The sequence below is a fragment of the Proteus sp. ZN5 genome (assembly GCF_011046025.1).
In the GTDB taxonomy this organism is placed as follows: domain Bacteria; phylum Pseudomonadota; class Gammaproteobacteria; order Enterobacterales; family Enterobacteriaceae; genus Proteus.
This window is the reverse complement of sequence record NZ_CP047639.1, coordinates 1,954,078-1,972,067: the sequence shown is the minus strand read 5'-3', so window position 1 is coordinate 1,972,067 and position 17,990 is coordinate 1,954,078. Positions and strand designations below refer to the sequence as shown.

13 protein-coding genes and 1 CRISPR repeat array are annotated in these 17,990 nt (G+C 36.5%); of the genes, 3 read left to right on the top strand and 10 right to left on the bottom strand.

Annotated features, from left to right (window positions below; genetic code table 11):
* Positions 1-11 precede the first annotated feature (11 nt).
* From csy2 to GTK47_RS08985, 5 genes are all read right to left on the bottom strand, one after another.
* On the bottom strand, positions 12-1,004 hold the full coding sequence (csy2, locus tag GTK47_RS09005; RefSeq protein ID WP_165122841.1) for a type I-F CRISPR-associated protein Csy2: 993 nt from the start codon (positions 1,002-1,004) through the stop codon (positions 12-14).
* Positions 1,001-2,350 carry a type I-F CRISPR-associated protein Csy1 gene (csy1, locus tag GTK47_RS09000; RefSeq protein WP_165122840.1) on the bottom strand — a complete coding sequence of 450 codons (1,350 nt, stop codon included), beginning with the start codon at positions 2,348-2,350 and terminating at the stop codon, positions 1,001-1,003. Before csy1 ends, csy2 begins: the two co-directional genes overlap by 4 nt.
* A complete protein-coding gene (cas3f, locus tag GTK47_RS08995; protein WP_206535887.1) occupies positions 2,335-5,757 on the bottom strand; it encodes a type I-F CRISPR-associated helicase Cas3f in 3,423 nt (1,140 codons plus the stop codon). Before cas3f ends, csy1 begins: the two co-directional genes overlap by 16 nt.
* A complete protein-coding gene (gene cas1f / locus GTK47_RS08990; protein WP_165122839.1) occupies positions 5,754-6,728 on the bottom strand; it encodes a type I-F CRISPR-associated endonuclease Cas1f in 975 nt (324 codons plus the stop codon). Before cas1f ends, cas3f begins: the two co-directional genes overlap by 4 nt.
* A 108-nt stretch (positions 6,729-6,836) precedes the next feature.
* Positions 6,837-8,244: direct repeats of the CRISPR family, unit length 28 nt; unit sequence TTTCTAAGCTGCCTATGCGGCAGTGAAC.
* A gap of 289 nt (positions 8,245-8,533) precedes the next feature.
* Positions 8,534-9,202 carry a hypothetical protein gene (locus GTK47_RS08985; protein ID WP_241256089.1) on the bottom strand — a complete coding sequence of 223 codons (669 nt, stop codon included), beginning with the start codon at positions 9,200-9,202 and terminating at the stop codon, positions 8,534-8,536.
* A gap of 338 nt (positions 9,203-9,540) precedes the next feature.
* Between GTK47_RS08985 and GTK47_RS08980 the strand changes: the two genes are divergently transcribed.
* Complete coding sequence (locus tag GTK47_RS08980) at positions 9,541-10,056, top strand: autotransporter outer membrane beta-barrel domain-containing protein (RefSeq protein WP_165122838.1); 516 nt, start codon at positions 9,541-9,543, stop codon at positions 10,054-10,056.
* 427 nt (positions 10,057-10,483) lie between these two features.
* On the opposite strand, the gene GTK47_RS08975 is transcribed toward GTK47_RS08980, so the two are convergent.
* The gene (locus GTK47_RS08975; RefSeq protein WP_165122837.1) at positions 10,484-11,278 is read right to left on the bottom strand and encodes a MipA/OmpV family protein; all 795 of its coding nucleotides are present in this window, start codon (positions 11,276-11,278) and stop codon (positions 10,484-10,486) included.
* Positions 11,279-11,303: 25 nt separating this feature from the next.
* A complete protein-coding gene (locus tag GTK47_RS08970) occupies positions 11,304-12,149 on the bottom strand; it encodes an HARLDQ motif MBL-fold protein (protein ID WP_241256107.1) in 846 nt (281 codons plus the stop codon).
* 112 nt (positions 12,150-12,261) lie between these two features.
* On the opposite strand from GTK47_RS08970, the gene GTK47_RS08965 reads away from it, so the two are divergent.
* Entirely contained in the window at positions 12,262-13,176 is a 915-nt protein-coding gene (locus GTK47_RS08965) for a LysR family transcriptional regulator (protein ID WP_165122835.1), read from the top strand.
* Between the two features lie 124 nt (positions 13,177-13,300).
* On the opposite strand, the gene GTK47_RS08960 is transcribed toward GTK47_RS08965, so the two are convergent.
* Both GTK47_RS08960 and GTK47_RS08955 read right to left on the bottom strand, forming a co-directional pair.
* Positions 13,301-14,188: a PhzF family phenazine biosynthesis protein gene (locus GTK47_RS08960; RefSeq protein WP_165122834.1), complete on the bottom strand. Its 888-nt coding sequence runs from the start codon at positions 14,186-14,188 to the stop codon at positions 13,301-13,303.
* Positions 14,189-14,305: 117 nt separating this feature from the next.
* Complete coding sequence (locus tag GTK47_RS08955) at positions 14,306-14,887, bottom strand: histidine phosphatase family protein (protein WP_165122833.1); 582 nt, start codon at positions 14,885-14,887, stop codon at positions 14,306-14,308.
* Positions 14,888-15,394: 507 nt separating this feature from the next.
* Between GTK47_RS08955 and GTK47_RS08950 the strand changes: the two genes are divergently transcribed.
* Positions 15,395-16,945 carry a methyl-accepting chemotaxis protein gene (locus tag GTK47_RS08950; protein ID WP_165122832.1) on the top strand — a complete coding sequence of 517 codons (1,551 nt, stop codon included), beginning with the start codon at positions 15,395-15,397 and terminating at the stop codon, positions 16,943-16,945.
* Positions 16,946-17,056: 111 nt separating this feature from the next.
* Here GTK47_RS08950 and GTK47_RS08945 read toward each other — a convergent pair whose 3' ends face one another.
* A complete protein-coding gene (locus GTK47_RS08945) occupies positions 17,057-17,350 on the bottom strand; it encodes a LysR substrate-binding domain-containing protein (RefSeq protein ID WP_165122831.1) in 294 nt (97 codons plus the stop codon).
* Positions 17,351-17,990: the final 640 nt, after the last annotated feature.

The window sequence follows — 17,990 nt, the reverse complement described above, 5'->3', positions numbered from 1 at the left end:
ATCCTTTTAAATTATATAAAGTCAGGGTCAAAGTCAGTTAATTCTGCTGCTTCTTTAATCGTATCAGGTTCAGGAATATCTTCTTGAACCGCTAATCCTTTTGCCAAATACCATGGATACTCGTGGTGATAACGCCAGATACCTTGCTGGATATTGACTAAACGATGCACACTGAGCCATTCACCAACAGAGTAAGCGGTTTCAGCGAATGTAGCTGGAATAGAAGGATCCCTAACATTAGCGACTTGACCAGGTGCGTAACATTCTGAAATGGCACAGTAGCCAGTAGCAATAGGAACCAAATACCCGCTGTTGGGTTTCGGTTGATACTCCCAATTTGCTTTTCTTCTGGTTTCTCCATTTTCAGTAGTATTTTCATCTTCTTGTGAGATAGCCCTGAATTTCAATGTGGCAAAATCACACCATGCATCCATTAAAGTACTGGATATATTTTGTTGTTGTAAATGCTGAAAATGTGCTGCTAAGTAATCACAGCGATCGACCAGTACAAAACCAGGCATCAATCGGCGTAATGCATATTGTTGCTCTTTTTCGCTAGTAAGAAGTTGAATACTTTCAATATTCGTTATTTGCCCTCCAGCAAGTCGCATCGCTGGAACTAATCTGCTTATGTTGGATAATAAGTTCTGTTCCGTCTGCTTATCACCACCAACAATGCCATCAACTTCAATTAATAGTGAAATTTGCATCCACATGCGCCCTTCTTCATTAATTGGGGCAGTGTTACCTTGTGGTGTCAGAGGATTACGTGTCAAAGCAAATACATAGTCTCCCATCCCGCTAGGTCGACGCACATGAACATCATTTTTATGGCTAACAACAGCAACACCGCCTAAACTCACAGGCAGTATTGGTGATAACTTACGTGATAAAGCGTGAGCAAAACCTAAGAAATTGGTTATTGCGGGGAAACCGTAAGTTAGGCCAGCAATAGCATTAGCATTTTGCACATCTATTTTTTTTAATAAGAGATAATGCTTCATGCGTTATTCTCCTCGAATGTCATAGAGATGCGTTCGAAAGTACGCAATTCGTTTAAACACAGTTTTTTAAAATAACGATGCTCAACATCCCCCAGCACATAGGCTTGTTTATTTTCTAATTTGTGCAATAACCAATGTGAAAAATCATTAGCAACAATTTCCAACCAATCACCTTGTTCTCTTTCACGTTGAAATGCGAGATCGGGGTTATCAATATCTAATAACAGCTGATGAGCACGCTTCATTTTGCACTCAGGAGAGTTAGTCCACCCCGCACTATTAGGAATAGATTGAATTTCAGCAATAAAATTCAACAAGCTATCTATCAGTGGTTTAACATAGTGATAATCACGTTGATAACGTGTTTTAAAGTTGCGATCTTTCTCTGTTAAACCAGCTAAAAACGCCTTAAATTCACGAATCAAAGCGTTAGTTTGGAACGAAAGTTGTCGGTTAAAAATGGATAAATAGTGTAAAGGTGGTTTGGTTTGTGCTAGGTATGTAGGTGGTGCACAATTGAGCAAGAAACCTTGTCCGTGACGCTCACTATTTAACTGAGAGATATTTTGAGGTTTTGAACCACCAAACATCTGCACTGCAGTTTCAGGGAAATAGATATTCAACCGTTCGTCATATAACCCTTTCTTGTAGGCATCGCGGATCTCTTTTGAATCACCATATCGAGATTGGCGGATTTTAAAATATAGCTCTTGAGATAATGCCGAAGAATAAAGCGGACACAACAAATGATACTCTTTTTTCTCTTTATTAATTGGAAAATAGACCTGTTTACTTAACGTATGGGCCGAGATATTTTCGTCATAAAGCGCTTGCTTGAATCCATTTTTCCATAAATCTAATAAGTCTAGCTCATCAGTAAAAATTTTAAGTGCATTGATATGATTTGCCTTTAATTGATCGATTAATGATTCACCTCTCACCTCGATCTTTAAAAGCGTTGCAATATCTAAAGCTGCAGCATTTCCAATAAAATCAATACTCTTATTAGAAATATGTTGAGTAACGAGATATCGACTATTTAATATTTCAAACTTATCCAAATATATTCCACTCGCCTTAGCATCACCATTTAGATATTTCGGCGCATGTGTAGCAATAGTGATTTGCTTTGCTAATTTAGCTTTATTTGATAACCAATTTTTAGGTTCAAACTTCAATTCTATCGGCGTAGCATTGTCATTGTATTCCACTTTCGCCTGTGCAATTTCGACAGGATCGCTACTTTTCTCTAATGTTCTATTGAGTTTTTTTTGCAGTGGTTCTAACTTCTCCTGCTTTCGCTGTTCTATATATTCCGCGATCGCGGCACTTAATGTTCCGTCCATTCGCTTTCCTTAATTATTTTCTTGTTGAAACACACCGAGTTGGTTATGCCATACCCACTCAATGATTTGGTCTTCTTTTTTTCTGCTCGTAACTGTATTTCACCTAATCGATCACTGGTTCTTGTTAATGATTGACCAAGTTGTTTAGCAAACTGCTCATATATGTGGATAGGTGATGCATCAAACCACCATTGGCATCCCTCAGCTAATTCCATCTCAATCATCTGAAATCGCGACGATTTAGGTACGTACTGGTAAGGCTTACTTGTAGTGTCTAACTGACTCCATTCTAATTGCTCATCCTCATCACACCGTAAAACAAAGGCTTCTTGCCTTTCTGATTTACGAAATTCAGTTTGTTGAATAAACTCCGCATTCCAACTTGCATGCAAACCAATTTCATTCGCCCACCAGCGGTTAGCTTCTTTATCGTTATGATAGAATTCAGGCTTTGGCATCGCCTCTAACGCAAATCTTAATGCGCGATGTTCCTGCACTAAAAAATTTTGCACTGGATAAGCACTTTGCCCTAGAGTTTTGGGATCGAATAAAAAATCTTTACTATCTAGCTTGGGTTCTTTAACGCGCGTGATCGCCGAAATATGTTGTAATTCTGTTCCTAAAAGTTGGGCAATATCATGCGTAGCTAACGGTAATGCCTTACTTTCAAAACCAGGATGGCAATACGCCACCAGCTCTCCTTTAAGTGCTCGAATATTTTTATTGAGCACAATCAAATTAAATTGAGTTGGAACTTGTTGTCGATGACGTTGAATTCGCCCTGCTAACTGAATTAATGAGCGCATTGAGCTTGGTTCTGCAATTGCCCAGTCATAATCATGGTCACGCCCAACTTCAACCACAGATGTACCCAACACCACAAATACGATGTTCTGTTCAGGTGATTTATCTAAGACCTGCATAATTTCTGGTTGTCGCCACAATGCATCAGGCGCATGACGCTCTAACAGTCGGTCTAATTTGTGCTCTTTATTAGAGCGCATCGCCAATGGGAATTGAGAATGGTAAACACAGTAGCAAATCCGGTACCCAGCCTGTGGCGATAATTGAGTTAATGCCGTTGCTACCGCAACCATAGGATTGATGTTCGCCATACGGATCACCCCTAGCGACACATGTTTACCACAAGGTGACTCAATACTATGAACTTGATGTAATCGATGAATTTGTTGATGAAAAGTCTTGGCTACACTTTGATAAATTGCTTGTTGGTGTGCTGTTCGACTCAAAGAGTCTGCTAATTGTGTCTCTTCAACATGAATAATTGCGCCTTGGCGAAGTGGCTTATCGTTTTTACTCAGTTCAGTGACTCGTTTATCAACAAACTGGCGGTGTGTGATTATAAAATCGGTAATTTGAGAGATTTCTTGGGTTTGTGTTGTGAATTCATCAATCCAAGCACACAAAATTGGCAGTTCATTTTGCTGTACAAATTGCGATTTATTAAAATGTTCACGCCCAGTTTTATAAGCATCGAATAAGTTTTTAATCAAGGATGGTGGCAACGTTGCTGATGATAACAATACTCGCGACCCGAGCATTCCCGCCCAATTCACTAAACGACATAGCGCAGGCATATCTTCTAAGCCAAAATCATCCGGTTCATCAAGCACTAAATCAGATGTAAGTAATCGAAGCATCGGTGCAATTTGTTTACCACCTGATTGACTTTCTGTCGCTGGCATTAAGTGATCAATTGTACTGACCAAAACTGGTGCGCTGACTAATTGTTCAAGTTTCGGACTTGCACTCAACCAGTGTTTTAATCGACCATCGTATATTTGCCCTTCATAACTAACAAACAGTTGTTCAAACCAATCTTCCGAAGATTCACTACCGTGATTTGATTCTGAACCATTGAGTTCATACAAGGCTTTTACTGCTTGTGAACCAATTAACACCGCTAATTCATCGTCGCCTAACTTGAGTAAATTACGATATGCATCACCCGTTTGTAACGTTAATGTACGTAACCCTAATGCAACAGAAAAACGGCAGCCTTCTCGTTCATCGGCTAAACCATACATAATACGTGCATTAGCAATGGTTTTACCACATCCAGTAGACGCCATATTAACGCCAAAAAAACCTTGTTTTTCTGTTAATTTGCTAATGGCTTTAGCCTGTGTATACGCTTTATCCTGCCAGTAATATTTTTCAATTCCTGAACTTTTCGAAAAGAGCCTATGTTGTGTAATAGCAGGCAAAGTATATTTTAAAACGGGTAAGTTACTCGCAAAGTGCTGAGCATTAACTGAAACACCAATATTGTGTTCATCTAATTGCTGTTTCGGTACAGTACTTGTACCTTGAACTGATTGCCGATCGGTATTTGCAATAGCTCCATAATCAGGATCACGCCAAACAAATTGACCTTCATCCAAACGAAGAGAAGAGTAGTAATGATCCGCCAACATAAGTGATAAACGTGCCATATGACTGACAAATCGCTGTTCAAACCAAGAAATGGAGCTATTTACAAGCAATGGCGTATTCAGTGCACGAACCGCTAATTTTACGGCTTTTCTCCGCCAAGTGTGGCTTAAAAATGGTGTTCCTCTAGGAAATAACCAATTGTCTTTTAGTGCTTGCTGTGAATATTTAGACATATCCAGTGCATTAGGGGAATTCCAATGACAATCAAAACAATGAGAGAGCCATAAATTCATGTTAGAAATATTAACTGGTTTATTCAGATCATTATTTTTAGGTAAACGGTGATGTGACACCACTAACCACGCAATAAGTTTGGCAAATGGCGCTAAATCAGAAAACGGATTTTGGTGTTTATTAGGAGCATCAATAAAGATTGTTTGTGTAAGTCGAGTATTCCACTTTTTTGCTACCTTTTCATCAGTTAACTCAGCAAGTTGCTTTATCCAATCTTGGTCTGATTTTCCTTTAGTAAAAGCTTCAAACAAACGAAGTGAGATCCATTCATGCCGATAAGGCTCACCTTTCGATTGTGTTTTTCCTTGTAACTTTTTTTGAAATAGCGCATTAGATTTACCAATATCATGAAATAAACCCGCTAATGCGCTGGCTAGTACTATTATTTCGTTTAAATACCAGCCAGACTCCCACTCTCGATGTTCAAGATTAAGCGAAGTTCGATTAACAGGAACGATACCTTCAAAATTAAATTTAGACCGATTGCCCACCACCCAAAGCAACTGGCTACGTGAACGACTTCGGATCCAATGACAGCTTACCGCTGTACTTCGACTAGCGGTTTTTCGTAACATTTTTTTGACTGTCTGTAATCCATCTTCAGTGATTAATGTTTGCCAAGTGTTATTGCCAATTCGATCAGCGAAAGCATCTAAAACACGTCGAGTTTTCTTGAGAGCGTTCTTTTCGCACTCAGAAACAAAAGTCACCATCATGGCTCGGAACCTCCGTTATCAATGGAAGGTTCATTCAAAGCAATTGCTTTAATTGTATTAAACATAAATTCCATCGATTTATGTTCAATAAAAGCCTGCAACACTTGTTGACGAAACTCTTGTTCAGTAGCGTTTTCTTTAGCGCATACAAAAGCCCATGGCAAGACAACAGCATCTTTGATTAAATCTGCAACATCAAACACTAATGCTCCACGACGAGTTTTGCCGTGCATAACAGCAAAACCATGTGGAATGCCAAGTACCCATAAGCAACTGGCAGCCAAGCCATAAGCTAAATAATTACCATGATTCAAAAAATCATTAGCTAAGGTTGTAGAGTCGTGTTGACGAGTAAAATTTTTAAGGTTGGTATTGTTGGCCGCATATTTATAAAGAGTTTTGGTCAGTTGCGCTTCTGTGAGTAGTAAATCTGTGCTTTTAGCTGCTTTATCAGTACGTTCATAAAAAGTGGATAATGCTTGTTGTATCAGTTCATCCTTAAAAATAAATCCTTGATTTTTTAACTCTCGATCTTTTGACCATACTGTTTGTAAATAGCCAATCCGAGCTCTTTGAAATTGCTTAGCAACTCCAAGCCGTTTTTCATCATCAAACCAAAAAGAAAGCCAGCCTTGTAGATATTCAGTCGGACGATACTCACTTTGCGGAGTAAACCACTCTACCTCAGTCGCCATATGCAGTGGCGTACCACCTCCACCACAAAAACCTACCAACACACCGGCTTGTGAAAGCATACGCATTGCGGCTTGAGTAATTGATGTGCCATTACCAAGTAATAAGACTGTAGTATTAGCAATAGGGATATTGAAGTAGAGATTCTCTTTTTTCGACTCTGTGAGATATAAAACACGACCATCTTTTTGCATCACTCGGCAGTATTCCAAGTAATACATATTGGCTCTTTTAGAATGAAGAATGGTTTTCAAATCGGAGGGGGATAAATCTTCCATTACTTTAGCCTCTTTTAGTCACCTCCAAACAATATCAATTAAGAAGTAAGCATGACATAAGCAAATTGCATATATGTGAACTGTTAAGGAAAATTTAATTATTAAAAATATTAAAACTGCCTATGCGGCAGTGAACAGTTGGTTAGAGCACCCGACTCATAATCGGTATTTCTAAGCTGCCTACGCGGCAGTGAACTTTCATATCAAGAAAAAGCGGTTCCGTTACAATTTCTAAGCTGCCTATGCGGCAGTGAACATCATACAGCCTCCAAGCCAGGCCATTCTTGTTTTCTAAGCTGCCTATGCGGCAGTGAACTTGATAATATCAAGGAGAGAGGGGATGGCGAATTTCTAAGCTGCCTATGCGGCAGTGAACTTGGACGTTGTGCCCGATACTCTCTTAGTGTATTTCTAAGCTGCCTATGCGGCAGTGAACGCTTTCCTGAATATATGGATAAAGTGGCAACTTTTCTAAGCTGCCTATGCGGCAGTGAACCTTTGCAAGTCAAACACGCATCTGGCTTAACCTTTCTAAGCTGCCTATGCGGCAGTGAACCAACAGCAGTTAGAGCAGCGCCTTAATCGTATTTTCTAAGCTGCCTATGCGGCAGTGAACGCAAGAACTGCTGCAGCATCTCTTTCTGCTATTTTCTAAGCTGCCTATGCGGCAGTGAACCAGGTAGAGCATCAGTGGTCACGCGCTCTATTTTTCTAAGCTGCCTATGCGGCAGTGAACGTCAATCTTTCTGCCAAGTTGTTTATCTTGCATTTCTAAGCTGCCTATGCGGCAGTGAACTCAACAGAAATTAGCCTCATCTCGCTAACAATTTTCTAAGCTGCCTATGCGGCAGTGAACTACCTTTAGCACCTGTTTTGTGGACGGCAACATTTCTAAGCTGCCTATGCGGCAGTGAACCAAGAAACACATCGGCAACAGCGAGAGCAAGATTTCTAAGCTGCCTATGCGGCAGTGAACTTGGCTGGTGGCGCCAGTCAAGATGCATATGATTTCTAAGCTGCCTATGCGGCAGTGAACACTGCAGGTGTGTTTGTAACTCGTCCGTGGGCTTTCTAAGCTGCCTATGCGGCAGTGAACACGCGAAGCTATCAATATCATCCTGTTCATGATTTCTAAGCTGCCTATGCGGCAGTGAACTCTACATAAAATGATTTAACACGTTCTAACGTTTTCTAAGCTGCCTATGCGGCAGTGAACTGTTGCTTTTATTGAAAGTGAAATTAATGAATTTTCTAAGCTGCCTATGCGGCAGTGAACTTGGTGGTGCTGACGATATGGCAAAAGTTGTCTTTCTAAGCTGCCTATGCGGCAGTGAACCATCACGAGATAGCTGGCTTAACGCAATAGTTTTTCTAAGCTGCCTATGCGGCAGTGAACGGATATGGCACTGTCATTTCTTTACACCGTCATTTCTAAGCTGCCTATGCGGCAGTGAACTTTCGCTATATCAGTATCATCTAAAGTTCTTGTTTCTAAGCTGCCTATGCGGCAGTGAACAATAGCATTATCACGAAAAAATGAGCTAAAGCAAGCTGTTAGCTACATTTAACCATTTTTACCTTATTAAAAATGCCAAAATATAACCATATGTTTTCATTGTGATTTTTAAAGAGCAAAAAATAGAGGGTTAAACATTGAATATTTATATTAAAACTAAGGTACAACAATCAGCTTTCTTTTTTCTTTCTGATTCAACCTATAGCAAAAAATATGCTGATATTACTCAATTGCAAATTCAACTCGTTATAGGTTGGTGCAAGCTCCCACTACAACAATAGTTAATCAATTACCTTCTATGCCCTACAAAAAGAAACTGCAAAGGTAATGTCACGATATCTAACGCTAATGTTACTGGCAGTAATACTCGAGCAGATCTTGGACCAAAAAAATCCTGCTTATATTGGTAAAACTCAACTTTGAATGGATGATAGAATTGCATTAAATAGGTTATATCTTGCTCTTTATTTTTTTTATGTATAGTACCGACTAAATTTTGTATCAATGCTGAGCACATCTTTGTATTATCATTACATGAAAAACCGTATTTTGTGATTGCTATTTTATCCTTTTCTTCAGCCCATCTATAATTAAGTTCCATTCTTCCTGAAAACTCTTTTCTTTTTGGATCAATAACAAATTGAGCTTGTTGTTCAACGATAATTCTGTCTCGGAATATAACCGGATCTTTCAACATACTTACGATATTATCACCGCCACTACTCAGTAAGTAGTCAAAATTTTCCCCAACAAATACCCACCCAGTATTTCCATTAACATCATTCGCTAACGAAAGAGCAATAATAGTATCTGAACCCCAATTAGATTTCTGATATTCCGGATCTCGGCCAGTAGTATATAATAAACCAAATGAGAAACAACCTGATAGCATAGAACAAATAAGTGAAACACTTACTAATCTAACCATATTTAATTTTATATTGTATCTTTTAAACATAGAGAACATCCTTTTATTCAAAGCAAAAAATTATTAATCTTATAAGTGAATACCCATCTATAACATACTAGTCATTTAATCTAAGCACGCCATATAACTAAATCCTAAAAATAAATAACGTTTAGTAAATACTATAAATTACGTAATTTTAATTTCAGCCATCTACATAATCGAAAATATTTTAACGAAGAGATAAGTTATAAATTTAATCATCATTTATAATTTATTTAATAGGAGAAAAATTCTCAATACAATATATTGATTTACGTGAAAAATCCGCTTTCGACATTACCAGAGAGCATGATTAATTTAACACAACTCACCAAGCTAGATTTACGTTGGAACAACTTTACTACAGAACCTTCAATAATAAAAAATTCAATCTTAATCATGAGGTTAATAGCCATCAGCTTGCTACCGAGAAATACAAATCACGAGGTGTTACGGCTTCTGTTGAATCTGGCTATACCATTAAGATAGGGGAATACGCCACCACCAATGATCATACCGAAGCCAACGGAACCCAGATAAGTAGCAGTGGAGAAAATAATATCCGCACACGCTTGGAATTAAGGGCGTACCTATATGGTCATAATACTATCGATGAAGGTAAAGATCGTAACTTCGAGCCTTTTGTGGAAACAAACTGGATTTATAACAGTAAGCAATATGGCGTGAAAATAGACGGTAAACAGTTTAATGTTACCGGAAACCGTAATGTTGGGGAAGTGAAAATTGATATTGAAGGTCAGATCAATAAAAACCTAAATTTATGGAGGAACGTCTCTCAACAGATCGGGGATTTTGGCTATAACGATACACAAGCAGTATTTGGTATTAAATATATGTATTAATTTTTTATCGTATCCTTATCTATAATTAAGCGGTTTGTATCTACCTCGATACAAACCGCTTTAATTTATATGGACTGATTTTCATTCAATTTATAGAAAATAGGCAATCATTAAATATCACTATTTATAAACATGGAAAAGGTGCTATAAACTAACGCCTATTTTTATTAAAAAAAACATTTAACTAATAACTATGTGAATAATTTTTGTATCTGTATCCTTGGGATTTCATACACTCAGCTATTAGCTCTGGCTTTTCATTTGAACTTACTTTGGCAATACCAATATCATACTTACATTTTGCTAATATATTTTGAGAATTTTCATAACTTATACCTTCCTTATACCAACCAGGGCCAACAACACACCCATTTAATATAAATATAGATATAAATAAAAAGTATTTAATATTTATTTTCATAATTTTTTAAAAAACATATGATAGGCCGATTATATTTACTAATCCATATTTTTGTTTTGTAATTGGACTATCTGCCATATCACCAAACAAATAATAACCACCTGATTTTAGATTAACAAAGAGTCTTTCACTTACTTTATAATTCACGCCAATTAAAACACCGGCATCTTTAATTCCAGAGTTTGGTGTATAAATAGAGTAATCAGAATTAAGTGACTGCTTTTCCGTGACACCAAAATAAGCCTGACTATAATTTTTGTTTATATATCTTGTAGATATATTAGAGTCAATAGACCAATTTTTATTTATCTCAAAATGTGAATTAATTCCAAGTTCAAACCGAGTAGCATTATCAATATTTTTTCCACCATAATCTCGATGGCCAAGTGCGGTCAGTGAATTTATATAAAAAGAATGCCCTACAATACTATAACTCAGTTCAACACCTGCACCTGCGGCTCCTTTAAGATCCCCCATTCCTTTTAAGTCTTCATTTTTATCTCTAGAAAAGCCGATTTCTTCTTTACGCCCCTGCATATACGTTCCAAGTAGCGCAATATGAATATTATCAAAAAGATTAAATTGCCACCTCGCGCCACTAGTACCTATACTGAATAGACCAAAACTATTTGTTTCTGTTGTATATTGCAACATAGCATCTGGGATTAAAATATACTTATCCGATCCTTCGTATGGTGAAGACATGCCAATACCTGCACCTATTTTTAACTCACCAGCATAAGAATAAGAATTCGAGCACAGAAAAACACCCAAAATGGGGACTAAATATTTAAATGACATATATATTCCATTCTTTATTAAAAAATTATTTATTTAATTGACTTATTAAGGACATTCTTGATTTTTCGACATATAACTTAAGACCGTTAGCGTCATAAAACGCTTTTTCGTCTCCATTATTTAAATTTTTAATTTTATCTAATAAATTAAATCGCTCTCCTTTACTAGCAATAAATATATCCACTTCTTGATTATTTAATATTTGGTAGCTGTAATGAAGATCACTAACAATATCTGGATAATTAAGGTTATTAACCAAGTAATATCCCGGCGTTGCTAAACTATCCGCATAAATAAGTATGTCATTATTATTTAATTTAACTTTCCATGAAGTACTTCCTGGTAAATGTCCAGGCGTTAGTAAAGCAGTGAAAACAACCCCAGAAAGCTCAAAAGATTCATTATCATTTAATATTAGATCCACCTTCACTGGAGGAAATAACAATGCATCACCTAAAGCAAAGTCATTAGCACCACCTAACGCTAATTGTTCTGCATTTATTGTATTCGAAATAACACTGGCACCACTTATTTCCTTTAGCTTTGTTATACCACCAGCCTGATCTAATCTTGCATGGCTATTAAGAATATATTTAACATCCTTAATATTAAAACCTAATTTTTCAATATTACTTTGGATTAATTCTGCGCTTTCACTTAAACCAGCATCAATAAGAACATGACCTTTCTCTGTGGTGATCAATATCGAAGTTAAGTTTTTTGTTCCCACATACCAAACTTGAGGCGCTATTTTAAAAGGTGCTATAGGTTTAGCCCATTGTTTAAATATACTTTTGGGTGGTGCTGTTGATAAAGGTTGTTCAGGATGCAGCGATGCATGGACTGCGATTGGCGTAACCAATCCTTGCATACAAAGCAATGCAATTAATGTTAGCTTTTTCATATGTACCATCATTTGTTTGTCATTAAGCCGAGATAATAGTATAAATAAATTGAATTCTGCTCATTTATAAAGAGACAAAATGAATCTAGCTCAATTTGATTTTAATCTCCTCAAAGTGCTCTATGCATTGCTTTTGACAGGAAGTACGAAAGAAGCGACTCATAAATTAGGAATTTCACCATCAGCGGTAAGTCATGCATTAAGTAGACTACGCTTAACACTGAGTGATCCTTTATTTAAACGAGAAAATAATATTCAAGTCCCCACGCCATTTGCTTTAACGCTAAAAGCAAAATTGGTTCCTCTTTTTATTTCTCTAAATGATGATCTATTTACCGATACATTTGATGGCTCAAGAAATTTTAAGGTGGTTTGCCCCCCTGCTTTAATGGATATTATTACCCCAACACTATCTGAACTCTCTTTTGAGTTGGATTTTTATGCTGAGTGTATTCCATATCAACGCCGCTCTTGGCGAGAAGAAGTGCTTGATGGTACTGTAGATTTAGTCTTTGCTGTTGGCGGAGATCAAAACCCAGTATCGTCTTTAAAATTTGAAACTATAGGAACAAGTAGGCTCATAATTATTTATGGAGAACCATTAAGATCCTCTTTAAAAAATATTGACGATTTTAGTCTTGAACAATTGGTTTCTTATAAACATGTCTATTGTTTACCTTGGTCTCAAGATGATAATGAACTTGATAGGCAATTACGTAGAAGAGGATTATTTAGAACAATCGGATTTAAATGTCCTGAATACGCACAAGTTATACCCGCTATTAATAGTTGCCCATATATAGCTGTTGTGCCTGAACCGTGGCTAGAAAATCAACCGTTTAAACATACTGTTTATAAAATTAAACTTGTTGATAGTCTTGCTATAGGCAATTTATTTATGATGAATAGAAAATCAATGCTGCCGTGGAAGAAAAAAATTATATCATCAATTAAATCAAAAATTGCTATGTACTATAAACCTACTAACCAATAACGGTGTGTAGGCATTTTTACAAAAGAAATATCTATATACGAATGGATAAAATTATTAGGTAAAGGCCCTAGCTTTTACACTAGAGCCGATTAGGAATAACTTGATATAAAATACCGCAAGCTATTTAAAGAGTAATAATCTTCAAGCCTATCGTGGTCGCTTTTCCCCCTACTCTTACTCGACTAATCGTATTTTCCGTTGAATCAATAATAACCTGAATAAGAGAGGAGCATTGCATTGCACGCCCTTGCTCTAATAGAAAATGGGTTTTATGAGGGAAAACATGCTTAACAAGATAGCAGCCTAAAGCGCCACTAGAACTCCCTGTTGCAGACTCTTCATTGATACCATATAAAGGTGCAAAGTTGCGACAATGTGCAGTAATTTCTTTATCTTGACTAAGCTCGAAAACATGAAAACCGATAGTATTAAATTCACGACTTAGGCTTGCTATTGCATCAAAATTAGGTTTTAGCGTATCTAATTGCCCAAATTGTACGGGGATCAAAATATCGAATAATCCCGTTGAAAATATTTCAATGGGCAAACCGGTTTCTAAGATAACTTCGCGATTTATTCCCAGCGCAGCAGCCACAGCGTCAACACTTGGAGCTTGTCGTGAAACAGGTAGTGTTTGCTCCATAACGATATTTTCAGTATCAATCGCTACGCTTAAAATACCTGCTTTCGTTTTTTGTGTGTAATGACCAGAATCCAATAAGTTGAGTGAAGATAACGTGAAAAAGACAGCTAATGTAGCATGACCACAGAAATCAACTTCTCCTTCAGGAGTAAAAAAATCAACCTTAAAATCAGTCTCTTCGCCTTGATAAACAAATGCCGTTTCAGAAAAGCCGACTTCTTTAGCAATAGCCATTTTCTGTGCATCACTTAATTGAGGGGGATTAAGTACTACGCCAGCAGGATTACCACCTTTATTATTTTTAGTAAATGAGTTTACAAGGTGTACTTTGATCTCGTGCTCTACTGAGCGTATAACTTCATTTTGCATATATTTCTCGCATTGCTTCAAATAGCATTAAGTCTGTGTGTAAAAAAGAGTGTTCTAACTCTATCTGGTCTAACTCTATTTAAATATCTTGTTTTTTAGTATTAGATAAGATGCTCACTAATTAGGGCAAACTTCCGATACGCTATCTAACCCTTGCGGTCTTTGTTCAAATATGACACTTTTCTTATCACCCTCTCGGATAATTTTTAAGATATAGATACTATCAAAATCATTACTTTTCCATTTAGGGATTAATTTAGGATCCCCCCCCTCTTGTTTCATGATATCTCGTGCAACTTTGACTAAATTGTCGTGTTCCCATGCAATAAAAATAACTGAATTTTCATATTGCTGACTAAGCAAATCTTCACGTAATTCTTTTATCTCTTTAGCATGATATTGAAGATGGATAGGCAATGAGGTTTTAATGGCGAGAGGAGAAATCGTTTGAAGTGAACGTAATGAATTACCCAATTTACTTTGTTTAGGTGCCGCTGCAAATAATGCATCAGGTTTGCCAAATTGATTTATAAGTACATCAGGTAGGGCTAATGCTCTATTTAATCCTTTACAGGTCAACTGCCCACTATCGTTATCAGGTTTCTCACCATGTCTTATAAAGACAAGGGTTTGATCAGAATACGCCATATGACTAAATCCTAAAATAAATATGCTCAAAAATATAAATACACTGCGCATACAGCGTTACCTTTAAGTCGATTGAGTATAAGAAATATGGAGTGTTAAAACACATCTCATATTAACCATAAACTCGCCTGTTTTAAGTCACTCAGTCTATCATAACCAAAAGCATTTCAGAGGTGAGCAAGTCTTAGATAGCGTACCTTTAGCCACTCTTATAATCTCTTTACCTTTATTCTACCTTTTAAACACCTCAAGATTAATTAACAAATATTAAAATCGAACAAACAATTGTTAACGGAAAATAAAGGTTATCTTTAATTTTTTATTACTTTTTGTCTAGTTTTATAAAGTTGAATGAAACTTAAATACTAAGCACATTTAGATAAAAAAAGGGAAGAGATCTCTTTTTAACAATAAAAATAGTGTGTTAAAAATCAATGCAAGCCTTTTTATCTCCCTTTATTTAGTTTAGTAACTAAAGTTCTGTCACTGCTTACCGATACTGTTTGTTCTTGAATAAGTTACCAATACTTATTAATTATTATTTATCCAGGGTTAAGCATGTTCTTTAAAAACTTTAAAATTCGTACAAAATTAACTATCGCATTTACAACTTTTGTGATGTTAATTATGTTGGGTTCCAGTTTCGCATTAATGGGTTTAAACAGTGCGAATCAAGATATTCATGATGTCGTTGATGATATCTATCCAGCCACAGCCAAAGCCAATTTACTAATCAATAATTTCAATGAATTTATTATATTCCAGCAACTCACTATGCTTGATGAGCAAGGAAGCCTAGCGGCAGAGCAAGAGAGCAAAAAAGTAGAGATCACCGCTAAAGTTGCACAATTGCTAAAAGAATTAGACGAAACCACACATGATGCTGAGTCAAAAAAAATCTTAGCTGAGGTTTATGATATTCGTCAGCAATATATAAACTCTCAAAACTTTGTGGTGAAAGCATTTAATGAAAACAACAGACACGCCGCAGTCAATGAGCTAATCACAAAAACTTCCGCTATTCAGTTAAAGTATCGCGATAAAATCTTAGAATTTATCGAATTACAAAATCAAAAGATGGAGGAAGCTGGCGATGCTGTTGAACGTGATTTTATTGAAAAAAGAATATTTTTAGTATTATTAACTCTTGTCAGTATTGTTGTGGGCAGTATTTTAGGGTGGTTTATTACTAAAGGTATTACTCTGCCATTAGAAAAGGCAATCAACTTTGCAAAAGCCATTGCAAATGGCGATTTAACACAAGAAGTGAATACTGATTATCATGATGAAGCAGGGATATTATTACAAGCCCTTGCAGAAATGAAAATGCACCTATTAGATGTTGTGCAAAATGTACAAAACGGCGCTGAAAATATTTCGTCAGCGGCAGAGCAAATTACTGCTGGCAGCCAAAACTTAGCGGCAAGAACAGAAGAACAAGCAACATCAGTAGAAGAAACGGCAAGCTCAATGGAGCAAATGACATCAACTGTTAAAAACACCGCAGATCATACACATGATGCGATAAATGTTGCTGAAAAAACTGAAATCGCCGTGCACCATAATGGCGAAATGATGCTCCAGCTAACAGAAAAAATGAGAGCAATTAATAGCTCATCATCTCAAATGACAGATATTATTAACTTAATTGATGCCATTGCTTTCCAAACAAATATTCTTGCACTAAATGCTGCGGTTGAAGCCGCTAGAGCAGGTGAACACGGTAAAGGTTTTGCCGTTGTTGCTGGCGAAGTTAGACTATTAGCACAAAAAAGTGCAGATTCCGCTAATGATATACGCACTCTTATCGATAATTCATCAACCCAAACACAAGAAGGAATGGAATTAGTTGAGCAAGCTGGCTCACAAATCCAAAAAATGATCACCGACGTTGAAGAGATCAGCGCATTATTACGAGAAATTGGGCAGGCAAGTAATGAGCAAAGTGATGGTATATCGCAAATCAATAATGCGATAAGTCAGCTTGATTCAACAACTCAACAGAATGCTGGATTAGTAGAAGAATCCGTCGCCGCTGCCAGTTCACTTAATGAACAAGCGCTTAATCTGAATAAACTAGTGAATTACTTCCAGATCAGTCGCGCCTAGTTCACTCTTTAATTCACTTATATCAAGGCCACTCGATAAGATAAAAGAGTGGTCTTGCTGGCTAACGATGTGATGATAATACAGTCAGATAACTTGCAAGTATTAGCCTAACTACAATTTTAAAGTGCCAGATAAATAATCCGCAAAACTATCAATAAATACCTGAATACGTTGCCTTACCACTCTATCACTATAATAAAAGGCACTAAACGCCAAAGATACTGAGTGTAATTTATCACGAAATAATTCGATCAATCTTCCCTGTTGAAGCTCGTCAGTCAGTATAAAATCGAATAAACAAACAATACCTTCACCATCAATACATGAACGTCTTAGTGTTTCACCACTATTTGATGATAACCCTTCAGGAATATCAAACAATGCATCAGGTTTAGTCTCTTCCATGAATATTGGCGCGTTTAATTTAAGCAATGCTATTTGACGGTGATTGACGAAATTGCTTTAAAGTACAGTTATAACATTGTTCCTTTAAGCGCAGCCTTAGTTGGAATTACTGATTTTTTTCTCAATTTAAAGTCAAACGAGAACCACAAAAAAGCTTGGCTTAGTCTTTAACGCCTATTCGTACACTCTAAAAAAAGGAACCTAGCTCACACTTTGGTTCTTTTTTTTATCTGTAACAACGCTGGTAATAAAATGTAAACAATTTTATCAATATCAGACAAACTGTTTGTATTTGCCAACTTATTTCAGAGGTAATGGACAGCGTCAAATGTTAAATCCTAAAACATCGCTAACATAATCGCTGATTTCCATTATCAAAACAGGGCTATTTAATGATGAAAATAATCTTTTCACTATTTATGTTCCCATAATAATCTCAGAGCAATATCACTTATTGTGAGACAAGCTTATAGAGCTTAAAACAGACAGCAATACATTCACACGCTAAAGAAAATATTTTGCTAGAGATTATTACGTAGTTAAAACAAAAATAATTATCTACAAACTCACTTTTTAGTTACCTTTTTTCTTTCTATATTTGTATGACAATTATAAAGGTGAAATTAATATCTCATCGAAA